General features: G+C 47.7%; 13 protein-coding genes. 11 read left to right on the forward strand and 2 right to left on the reverse strand.

The features are described 5' to 3' along the window. Positions 1–670 precede the first annotated feature (670 nt). Positions 671–901 carry a LexA family protein gene (locus S1OALGB6SA_RS01465; RefSeq protein ID WP_306766971.1) on the forward strand — a complete coding sequence of 77 codons (231 nt, stop codon included), beginning with the start codon at positions 671–673 and terminating at the stop codon, positions 899–901. Between the two features lie 196 nt (positions 902–1,097). On the opposite strand, the gene pdxT is transcribed toward S1OALGB6SA_RS01465, so the two are convergent. Then, positions 1,098–1,697 (reverse strand): pyridoxal 5'-phosphate synthase glutaminase subunit PdxT, encoded by a 600-nt coding sequence (pdxT, locus tag S1OALGB6SA_RS01470; protein WP_124032317.1) that lies wholly within the window; start codon positions 1,695–1,697, stop codon positions 1,098–1,100. A 3-nt stretch (positions 1,698–1,700) separates the two neighbouring features. After that, complete coding sequence (gene pdxS / locus S1OALGB6SA_RS01475) at positions 1,701–2,609, reverse strand: pyridoxal 5'-phosphate synthase lyase subunit PdxS (protein WP_124032318.1); 909 nt, start codon at positions 2,607–2,609, stop codon at positions 1,701–1,703. Positions 2,610–2,788: 179 nt separating this feature from the next. Between pdxS and gcvH the strand changes: the two genes are divergently transcribed. From gcvH to S1OALGB6SA_RS01525, 10 genes are all read left to right on the forward strand, one after another. Then, positions 2,789–3,172, forward strand: coding sequence for a glycine cleavage system protein GcvH (gcvH, locus tag S1OALGB6SA_RS01480; RefSeq protein WP_124032319.1), 384 nt, complete (start codon positions 2,789–2,791; stop codon positions 3,170–3,172). A 133-nt stretch (positions 3,173–3,305) separates the two neighbouring features. Continuing rightward, positions 3,306–3,806: a hypothetical protein gene (locus S1OALGB6SA_RS01485; protein WP_124032320.1), complete on the forward strand. Its 501-nt coding sequence runs from the start codon at positions 3,306–3,308 to the stop codon at positions 3,804–3,806. Between the two features lie 47 nt (positions 3,807–3,853). Beyond that, positions 3,854–4,849 (forward strand): alpha/beta fold hydrolase, encoded by a 996-nt coding sequence (locus S1OALGB6SA_RS01490; protein ID WP_195910235.1) that lies wholly within the window; start codon positions 3,854–3,856, stop codon positions 4,847–4,849. A gap of 145 nt (positions 4,850–4,994) precedes the next feature. Continuing rightward, complete coding sequence (locus S1OALGB6SA_RS01495) at positions 4,995–5,318, forward strand: carboxymuconolactone decarboxylase family protein (RefSeq protein WP_124032322.1); 324 nt, start codon at positions 4,995–4,997, stop codon at positions 5,316–5,318. Between the two features lie 383 nt (positions 5,319–5,701). Further along, positions 5,702–6,544, forward strand: a complete 843-nt coding sequence (gene panB / locus S1OALGB6SA_RS01500) for a 3-methyl-2-oxobutanoate hydroxymethyltransferase (protein ID WP_230204354.1) — start codon at positions 5,702–5,704, stop codon at positions 6,542–6,544. Further along, positions 6,544–7,329, forward strand: coding sequence for a pantoate--beta-alanine ligase (gene panC, locus S1OALGB6SA_RS01505; RefSeq protein ID WP_124032323.1), 786 nt, complete (start codon positions 6,544–6,546; stop codon positions 7,327–7,329). The genes panB and panC overlap by 1 nt, the downstream gene beginning before the upstream one ends. Then, positions 7,286–7,837 carry a flavoprotein gene (locus tag S1OALGB6SA_RS01510; RefSeq protein WP_052080287.1) on the forward strand — a complete coding sequence of 184 codons (552 nt, stop codon included), beginning with the start codon at positions 7,286–7,288 and terminating at the stop codon, positions 7,835–7,837. Before panC ends, S1OALGB6SA_RS01510 begins: the two co-directional genes overlap by 44 nt. After that, positions 7,834–8,502 (forward strand): phosphopantothenoylcysteine decarboxylase domain-containing protein, encoded by a 669-nt coding sequence (locus S1OALGB6SA_RS01515; protein ID WP_195910236.1) that lies wholly within the window; start codon positions 7,834–7,836, stop codon positions 8,500–8,502. The genes S1OALGB6SA_RS01510 and S1OALGB6SA_RS01515 overlap by 4 nt, the downstream gene beginning before the upstream one ends. After that, positions 8,499–9,314, forward strand: a complete 816-nt coding sequence (locus S1OALGB6SA_RS01520; protein ID WP_124032325.1) for a type III pantothenate kinase — start codon at positions 8,499–8,501, stop codon at positions 9,312–9,314. The genes S1OALGB6SA_RS01515 and S1OALGB6SA_RS01520 overlap by 4 nt, the downstream gene beginning before the upstream one ends. A gap of 173 nt (positions 9,315–9,487) precedes the next feature. After that, a partial coding sequence (locus S1OALGB6SA_RS01525; RefSeq protein ID WP_230204355.1) for a glycine-rich domain-containing protein occupies positions 9,488–10,166 on the forward strand: 679 nt, incomplete at its 3' end.

The raw sequence follows: 10,166 nt of genomic DNA on the forward strand, positions 1-10,166 counted from the left end.
CCGATTCGCCAGAGGATTTAGAGGTTTTCTCAAATCCAGCGTCTACTTTCAAAGCGATACCCCCCGCCTTCGCATCAAGGAGCAGTTCTAAAAGATACCACATTGACAGACAGTTTAATTGAATTTTCCAACTATCTAATGAGAAAATTTGAGAAATCAAAAAATGGTAAAAACTAGATGTTTTCAGAAAGAACTAACCTCCTAATCAGTGCTTCTGGCGTGAATCAATTTGAATTTTCCAAATTAATAGGCTTATCAAGCGGTGTTATCTCATGAGTTTGCAAGTGGTGTTAAGGAAGCCATCAAAAGGGTTTTTGTTTGGTCTATCTAAACTCTAGGGTAAGCCTTGATTGGTTTTTAACTGGTGGGGGTGAGATGTTTCGGAGTGATGCTCAGCAGAGTGAAGAGCATCAGGCGGATGATAATGCCCGCGAGACGCTTCCGGACGTGTACAATTTGTATAAGAATTACCACGCATCAGAAAAGATGAGAAAAGACAATCGAGGCTCCTCCTTGTGCGATACAATTAACCGATTGGAACCCGGCGCAGGACTAAGGTAGAAGGCTTTGCCTTGTCCCAGCTGGAGGAGCAAAGGGAGAAGGATCGAAGCTCCCATCCGGATGAGGTATCGGAACCCGAATAGGAGTATGGACCTCGCATTGCCTACCGCTGTATGAGAGTGTGGCTGTGGAAAAGCCTTTGGAAAGTTCCGATACAGGTGAGAGTCTTTCTGTTTCCCTATCCCGCCTGCAAGGGCATCCGGACGAGTATTTCGCAGTACGTGTGAGAGGCACCAGTATGACGGAGGCTGACATACCGGATGATGCGATTGTGGTGATGCGAAAGGAACAAAACTTGATAGACGGGAAGACTTATTTGTTTCGGCATGAGGGGGGGTGAAACCGAATATACACTGAAGCGTTATCGCATCTTAAGGATGATGGGCGGGTGAAGCTTGCCTATGGGTGGTTAAACTGTGCCGTGTTGGCGGCGCCATCCATCTGAGGGCAGGTATAAAAGTGCAACCTCTTTTCTGCCTCAAATTCTCTGTCTAATCAACTTGGAAACAAAGGGCTAGGGTGGATTCCGCCTTGCCCTAATTGCTCTTTTCCACCATGTATTCCAAGAACCAACTGTGAAGACGAACATCGCCACTTAATTCCGGATGAAATGATGCTGCTAAAATGGTTTTTTGTCTGACTAAAACCGGAAATCCCTCGAAGGAACTTAAAACCTCAACTTCTGCACCAAGCCCATTAGACTCAATCCTCGGCGCCCTGATGAAAACGCCTGTAAAAGAAGAAAGTGTAGGACCACCCGAGATGTCTATTTCAAGTTGGGCTTCGAAGCTATCAATCTGCCTGCCGTAAGCATTCCTGGTCACTATCAAATTTAAACCGCCAATTCTGGGCAAGTGGTTCCAGTTGACTAACTCATCAGCCAGAAGTATGAGCCCAGCGCAGGTACCAAATACAGGTAGTCCACTTCTGACAAGCTTAATGATGGGTTCCATGAGGTTCCAGCGCCTCAGCATCTTGCTAATAGTCGTGCTCTCTCCACCTGGAATAATCAAACCACCAATGCTCCTTAGGTTTTCCACATCTCTTACCTGGACGGTTTCCGCGCCCACTTCTTCGAGAACCTGAATATGCTTAAGGAAATCGCCTTGGAGAGCAAGCACACCAATGGGTTTCATTAACTACCAGCCTCTGCTCGCTAATTTCTCCTTATCTCCAAGTTCCCCACAATTGATCCCCACCATTGCCTCTCCAAGATTTTCAGAAATGTCGGCCAGTTTATTCGCATCGTCGTAGTGGCTTACTGCCTCAACAATGGCCTTGGCGCGGCGTGCCGGATTGCCAGATTTGAAAATCCCAGAGCCGACAAAAACCGATTCGGCACCAAGATGCATCATCAACGCCGCATCGGCCGGGGTTGCAATGCCGCCGGCGGAAAAATTCGGAACCGGCAGATGGCCCAAAATGGATACTTCCTCCACCAGGTCGAAAGGCGCGCCCATATCCCTGGCTGCGCTCATCAATTGATCCTTAGGCATTTTAGTCAGCATACGAATACCATCCATCAGAGTTCGCATGTGTCGCACTGCCTCTACCACATCCCCAGTTCCAGCCTCACCCTTTGTGCGAATCATTGCCGCGCCCTCTCCAATACGACGCAAAGCCTCACCAAGGTTGCGGCAGCCACAGACAAATGGTACCTTGAAAAGGTACTTGTTCACATGGTACTGGTCATCAGCTGGGCTGAGCACTTCGCTTTCGTCGATAAAATCCACACCCAGTGATTCCAGAATTCGGGCTTCCATAAAATGACCTATTCGACACTTCGCCATCACGGGAATACTTACTGCTTCTTGAATTCCTTTTATCATTCGAGGGTCTGACATTCGAGATACGCCCCCAGCAACGCGAATATCGGCTGGCACTCTTTCGAGGGCCATCACCGCAGCCGCTCCGGCTTCCTCCGCAATTTTCGCCTGTGCCGAAGTAACTACATCCATAATTACCCCGCCCTTGAGCATCTCGGCCAAACCAACCCTGGTTTTCCAAGTAGAACTCTGCCGCTCCGCCCAGGTTTTACGTTCGCTCATTTTATCCTCCCCATTCTGATTTAGCTAAACATCATCAAGTTATCATGTCAATAAACCAGTGAAACGGACAAGTAAAGGCATCGGCAGACATCAGATTGAGGGTATAAGGTCAAAATCGTGAAAATCCCATGCGGTTCCACCTTTTACCGTATACCTGTGTTGGGTTATAGTAAGATGCTATGAATATCCCTGAAGACCTCTTATACACTGAAAATCATGAATGGGTCCAAGTGATAGACAGAGTGGCATACATTGGACTAAGTGAGTATGTCCAGGCTGCCTTGGGTGAAATCGTATTTGTAGAAATGCCGGAACTGGGTGAAAAGGTGTCAAAAGGCAACGAAATCCTGAGTATCGAATCAGTAAAGGTGGCACAGGGATTGATTTCTCCACTTTCGGGAATTATCACGAATGTGAATGAAGTACTGGAAGAGGAGCCGGAACGTATCAACAGTGACGCACTTGGTACCTTTATATACAGCGTTCAGATATCCGATATGAAGGAACTGGATTCACTTATGAGCGCTGAGCAGTATCAAAAATTTATCGATAAACTAGATTAATCCTAGGCAGACGAAATCAGGCGCGAGGGACGGTGTTAGTGGGTGATTATAATGAGATTGATTTCTTCTTTGTAGGTTTACATAACTGCCCACTAGGTTTAATATCGAGCTATACAGTTAAAAGGAGGATGAGATGAAAAAAGTATTCCTGTTTGCATTGTTGCTAAGCCTGCCCTTTTCAGTGTTCGCCAATGGCGAAAAAGCCGAGATAGATGCAGATTCGGTTACGACAGCATCAATAGTTAAAGATGGCGATGCACTAATCAAGGCTCTAAAAAGCGACGGAACATGGATGGTTGCGCTGCTGGATGATGTTTCTGTGAAGGATGATATCGTTGTTGAAGGAGAGTTTCAAGGAAAACCATATCGCAAAATAGCCCTTTACACCCAGGATGAGAACCGCAATGTTACCAACAGATTCAAACTCACAGCCAGCAAACTGATTGTACGGAGTAAGCATACTCGCATTCAAAGCGGTACTTTCATTGGCGATGTAGTGGTTGAAGCGATGGACTTCGAGCTAGTCGACGCCAAGGTGATAGGCAATGTATATTTCAAAACCGACGCACAGATGAAGTCATTTAAGAAAGACGAATCGAGCGAGGTTACAGGTAAAGTAGAGATTATGATGTGATTGAGCCTGTGGCTCTCTGTTTGCGCGTATCAATAACAGGTGGTTTTTTGTGTGTCTTAATCCTTGGCGGTTGCAGTCGAGAAAGACAGCAAACAGGCTTTCGGACATCAGAGGGACTGGAACAAGCATCAGAGGAACTGGAACAGGCGTCAGAGGAACTGGAAGTTGCTGAAAGCGAGGCAGAACTCAATCCCCTAAGCATCGAGGGGCTTAGAAAACGCGTTTACCCCGAGCGGGAAATTGAATTGCAAAACGCAATCACAACGGATGAAGGGCTTGAGACTTGGAAATTCAGCTACGATTCCGATGGATACACTATCTATGGCTTGTTAGAGAAGCCAGCCAGTGAAGCCCCTCTGAAAGGATGGCCCGTAATTATTGTTGCACATGGTTATATCCCTCCTGGTGTCTATTCGACTGTGCATAACTACCGCGCCGTAACCCGATACTATGCCAGTAATGGTTTCTTGGTACTTAAACCAGACTATCGAGGACATGACCGCTCGGAGGGTAACAGTGGTGGACCTACCGCTACGATAAATTATTCAATTGATGTCCTAAATCTGATAAACCAAATTGATAGCATACCGGATGCGGATACGGACAATATTTTTCTCTATGGCCATTCAATGGGAGGGGAAATTGGACTACGTGTTCTCACCGTCAGCAAGGCATTGAGAGGTGCAACTCTGTGGGCCGCAGTAACCAAACCATTTCCTAACCTGTACTTCCTTCGAAAGAGGGATCCGCAAGAAGCTGAAAGGCATCTGAAATCAATCGAAGCCCTGTTTGCACCGGAAGAGTATAGTTTATTGAGCCCCAATAATTATTTCGATTCAATCGATATTCCGATTCTAATCCATCATGGAACTCAAGATGAATCTGTTCCTTTTGAGTGGAGTATCAGCTTCCGGGAAGAGCTTGATGAGGCTCAGGTTGATTACACCTTTTATCAATATCCTGGAGAAAACCACAATATTTCCAAGAGCTTCTTCAAAGTGATGGACAGGGATATGGCATTCTTCAGAGATTTGATTGAATGACTCAGCATCCATTGCCCGGTTACGCAGAAACGGCATGAGCTAGCTCACCCTGGCGAATGCGAACTCGCAGACTATTCGTGCAAACGCAGAGTATCGCAAGTTCCAGTGCGAGCAGATGAATCGAGATAATTAAGGAGAATTCCAAATGGAAGCACGCAAAGAGAATTGGAAGTACTTCAGGGAAAAGTATCCGGAAGCATGGAAGGCCTATGAGGCGTTTGGCAAGCATCTTGGGAGCGACGTGGGACCCCTGAACTCGAAAACCTGCGCACTTATCAAACTGGGAATCGCAGCTGCAAGTCAGTACGATTATGCACTTCGCACTCAAATCGAAAAAGCCGTGACCGCTTCCTGCACGCTCGATGAGATTGAACACGCAATTCTACAGGCCGCAACTACTGCGGGTTATGCACGAATGATGGCGGCATTGATGATTTTTCGCGAGGAAAGAGTTAAGTATCAAGGCTGATTCGCTTTCGTCAAAAGAGAATATTCTGCTCAACATAGCATATTTTGACTTGTTATTTTGTTTACAAAACGAGATATCAAATCCCGAGTGCCCTGTTCGAACTCTTTGAGCGTGCCAGCCGTGGTTGCAATGTCGATGTTCTCACCTTGTGCATGAAGTGGAGTCCTCATAATTGCTAATGCCAAGCCCAGCCTTATCCAACGGTGCCTCAAAGCAAAATCGCCGGAAATCCAGCTTCTCTTCAGCCCGACGATTCAACAAAAAATATGAGAGCAGAATCCAGTCATTCTTTGAACTACCGATTGACCTCGGCCCGGAATCGGCGCTAACATCACCTGGCTACTGTATGAACTGATTCGGCTACCTGGCCAACAGGCGATATTGTGAAGTGGCTAAAACTAAATGCGGACCAGATCCGAAAAGGACAGGTACCCAGGATGACTATCATCGATTTCCAGAAGAGGAAAGCAAGCGGTCTTCCCATATCAATAGTAACATCCTATGATGCATGGAGCGCGAGGATAATCGCCGACAGCGATGTGGACTGCATCTTGGTAGGTGACTCGGCAGCCATGATTACACACGGCTACAGCAGTACAATTCCAGCCGATATTTCGATGATGGTTACACATATTGCAGCAGTGCGACGCGGTGCACCTGATTCCCTTATAATTGGCGATTTGCCATTTCTTTCAGTTCGAATGGGACTGACTGAAGCCGTAAAAAACATTGGCACCCTTATACGTGCTGGCGCCAATGCGGTGAAGCTTGAAGGCGCGGATGGCAACTTCGAACTAATCACCCATATCACCCAATCGGGTGTGCCAGTTATGGGACATATTGGACTCACTCCACAGTCTATCAATGTCTTAGGCGGGTACAAGGTTCAGGGTAGAGGAGAAGCAGCCGCCGCAAAGCTCAATGAAGACGCCCGTGCACTCGAAGAATCGGGCTGCTTTGCAATAGTTCTCGAGGCAGTTCCCAGTGAACTCGCAAAGCGCATTAGCGATGCATTGATAATTCCCGTAATTGGTATCGGCGCCGGTGCCGGTGCCGATGGTCAGGTTTTGGTTTTACAGGATTTGCTTGGCTTGAACACCCAATTCACCCCCAAATTCGTCCGAAAATTTCTCGACGGCGCCAGGCTGATTAGGAAAGCCCTTAACAGATACCATGAAGAAGTGATAAAAAAGGCTTTCCCCCTCGAAGAAGAAAGCTACGAATAATGGAAATATTCAATAACATCCAAAGCGCCCGCAAACATTTCAGAACGCTCGATGGCGTCTCTGTCGGCTTCATACCAACCATGGGAGCTTTGCACGCCGGACATCTAAGCCTGGTAAGACGGGCAGCAGCTGAAAACGATATAGTCGCCGCAAGTATTTTCATCAACCCAGCGCAATTCAACGACGCGAACGACTTTGAAAACTATCCACGAAAATTCGATACCGACATATCACTGTTAGAAGCATTCGAGGTTGATGTGCTACTAACTCCCGAAGTCGAAGATATGTTCCCCGATAAATACAACTATCAAGTCAGCGAAAACAAAGAAAGCAAGATTTTAGAAGGCTTATACCGGCCCAGGCACTTCGATGGTGTATTGACAGTGGTTCTCAAATTATTGAACATAGTTCATCCTGGAAAGGCCTATTTCGGCGAGAAGGACTGGCAGCAGTTAAAGCTAATCCAGGGAATGGCCAAGGCCCTCTTCCTCGACACTGAAATAATCGCCTGCCCTACAATCCGCGAGAAGGATGGCTTGGCCATGAGTTCCAGAAACATCCTTTTAGACAAAGATGAGCTTAAGCGTGCAGCCAAATTCCATCAGATTCTGAGCGAGAAAACCACGCCCGAGGCAAAAACCACCACCCTGGAAAAGGCCGGTTTCAAGGTAGACTACATTGAAGAGCGAGAAGGGAGGATACTTGGTGCCGTTCGGCTTGGCAAAGTGAGATTAATCGACAATGAACAAATCTGGGAAAACCAAAAATCTAATACTAATCTGTAGCGGATCCATCTCCGCCTTCAAAGCCGCCACACTGACATCTCTTGCCACAAAGAACAACTGGAATGTTCAGTGTATCAGCAGCGAGGGAAGCCGGCATTTCATTGGCGATGCCACACTGGAGGGTTTGAGCGGCAATAGCGTGCTGAGTGACATGTTCGAACCCGGTCGCGCGCTGCATCACATAAGCCTAATCGACTGGGCTCATCTAATACTTATCTACCCTGCCTCGGCTAATTGCATAGCACGCCTTCGTGCAGGTCTCGCAGATAACCTCACAGGCGCTCTTTTTCTAGCCAACAATTTCCGCAAACCCTGGTGGATATCGCCCGCAATGAACAGCAACATGCTCGAACATCCCGCCATTATCAAAGCCTTAAAAGAACTTGAAAAATGGGGCTGCAGGATACTACCGAGCGGCAAGGGACATCTTGCCTGTGGAACTATCGGCTACGGGCGATTGCTTGAACCCGAAGAAGTCTTTGTCCTGATGGGAAGTGAAGAATTTTGAAAATAATCATCAGTTCCGGCGGTACCGAGGAATCCATCGACTCGGTTCGCAAGATATCAAACTTCTCAACCGGTAAAACCGGTGCCCATCTGGCAAGTTATTTTGCCTCCCGCGATGCCAGTGTAACCCTGATTCGCAGCCAAAACGCCACTTCGCCTATGATGCCCGAAATAACGGAACACAGCTATCAAAGCTATTACAACCTGCGCAATATCCTTCACTCACAGCTTAGCGGCAAACACTGGGACGCCATAATTCACCTTGCCGCCGTTAGCGATTACATCGTCGAGCGCATCCAAGTCGATGAACATGATTTCCCCATAGGCGGACATGGCAAAATCCCGAGCGGCCACAAAATCCTGCTCCATCTCCGGCCCACCGAAAAAATCCTGGACTCGCTTAGAGCATGGAGTCTTAACAAGTCAATTTGCATCGTTGCCTTTAAGCTAACCCCCGCCGCCACTAGCAGCCATACAGCTCCCGAAGCAAAGACTCTCTCCGAACAAAAAACCGCCGACTATATAGTGCATAACAACCTGCCAGACATCAAACCTCAAAGTCATCCGGTTGGCATATGGAAGGCAGGTAAATTGATACAAAGAACAAAAACCAAAGATGAATTGGCCCAGGTTTTGTACGAACTCCTGGTCCGGGAGAAAAAATGACCCTTTGCCTTGATGTGGGAAATTCGCAGATATTCGGCGGCCTCTTCAACGGCGACAAACTCCTGTTTCGCTTCCGCCGAATAACCGAACGTATCATATCCAGCGACGAGCTTGGTTTGTTCTTCAGAAACGTGATAAGGGAAAATGGACACAATCCGAAGGATGTGGAATCTGCCGCCTACTGTTCAGTAGTACCCGATATAAACCACTCGCTGCGAAACTCCTGCATCCATTACTTCGATGCCGAGCCCTTCGAGCTCAAAGCCGGAGTAAAAACAGGCCTCAAAATCCGATACAAGAATCCCACCGAAGTTGGTGCGGATAGAATCGCGGATGCCATCAGCGCGGTAAATCGCTACCCCGATACCAACCTCATCATAGTTGACTTCGGCACGGCGAGCACCGTGGAAGCAATAACGGCAAAGAAAGAGTATCTTGGCGGAGCAATTGCCCCGGGCCTGAGAATTTCGATGAGGGCGCTCGAAGAAGCCACTGCTAGCCTGCCAAAAGTTGAAATCCTGCGTCCAGATAAAACCTGTGGGCGCTCCACCGTCGAAAGCATACAATCGGGTCTTTACTGGGGACATCTTGGCATGTTGCGTGAAATAATAAAACGATACCGCAGCGAGTGTTTTCCTAAGGGACAAAATTCGATTGTAATCGCAACCGGTGGTTTCGCCGGGCTATTTGCAGACTCAGGCCTCTTTGATGTAATTCATCCCGACTTAGTACTCGAGGGAATCCGCCTGGCTCAAATTTTGAATCACACTACAACTAAACATTATGTATCCCTAATGAGTATGAGGAAGTGATGTCCAGATTAACCGCAAAATTCCCAAGGTTATTCAACTTCTGCGGAAAACTGTCAATCCCTACCGCAATGCACCTCAAATCTAAAAAAATTACACAAATAAAAAAAAAGGTTTTGTTGTTTTTTGGCTGGAAGCGATAATTCATACATGTCATTCATTTTTGGAGGTTAATTGTGAAGAGACTACTATGGATTATAGCTGTGCCGGTGATAGCGTTCATCATCGGTGCCTGCTCAAATGCGACGGATTCAGTCAGGGCAGTGGAGGAAGTGGAAGAGACTTTAGATGGATTGAACTTAGCCACCTTAAGCTCGCTGGAAGATATCCTCTCCTCCCGGAGAGAGAATATTAGCGTTAAGCTTGGATTGGCTGGAGCTAGTAGTTATTCGATAAAGTCAGGCGGGAACCTGCCGAATGGACTCTCAATGGATTCTGATGGCTTAATCACTGGAACTGCAAGCGAAGTAGCATCCGATACTACCGCCAGCTTCACGGTTGTGGCTGATACTGGCGTCGAAACACCACTCACCTGGACGGTCAAAGCACTACAAACCAAGGTATTTACCGGGGGCACAAACTGGACGGCGCCCGAAGCCGGCTACTCCACCAACAACCAAATCACCCTGCAGGTGCTTATGGTCGGAGGCGGAGGGGGTGGCGGTGCCTCAATGAGCGACGTACGGGGAGGCGGAGGTGGCGGTGGCCAGGTTAAGGAACAGGCCGTCCAGGTTACGCCTGGCGAAACCATTCCAATCACTGTTGGCGGTAAAGGCAGTGCCGGCTCCGGCGGTGGTAATCCTGGTGGTTTGGGCGGTACAACTAGTTTTGGTTCGTATCTTAGCGCCCTGGGCG

The sequence above is a fragment of the Olavius algarvensis spirochete endosymbiont genome (assembly GCA_900608495.1).
Taxonomy (GTDB): domain Bacteria; phylum Spirochaetota; class Spirochaetia; order DSM-2461; family DSM-2461; genus UBA2779.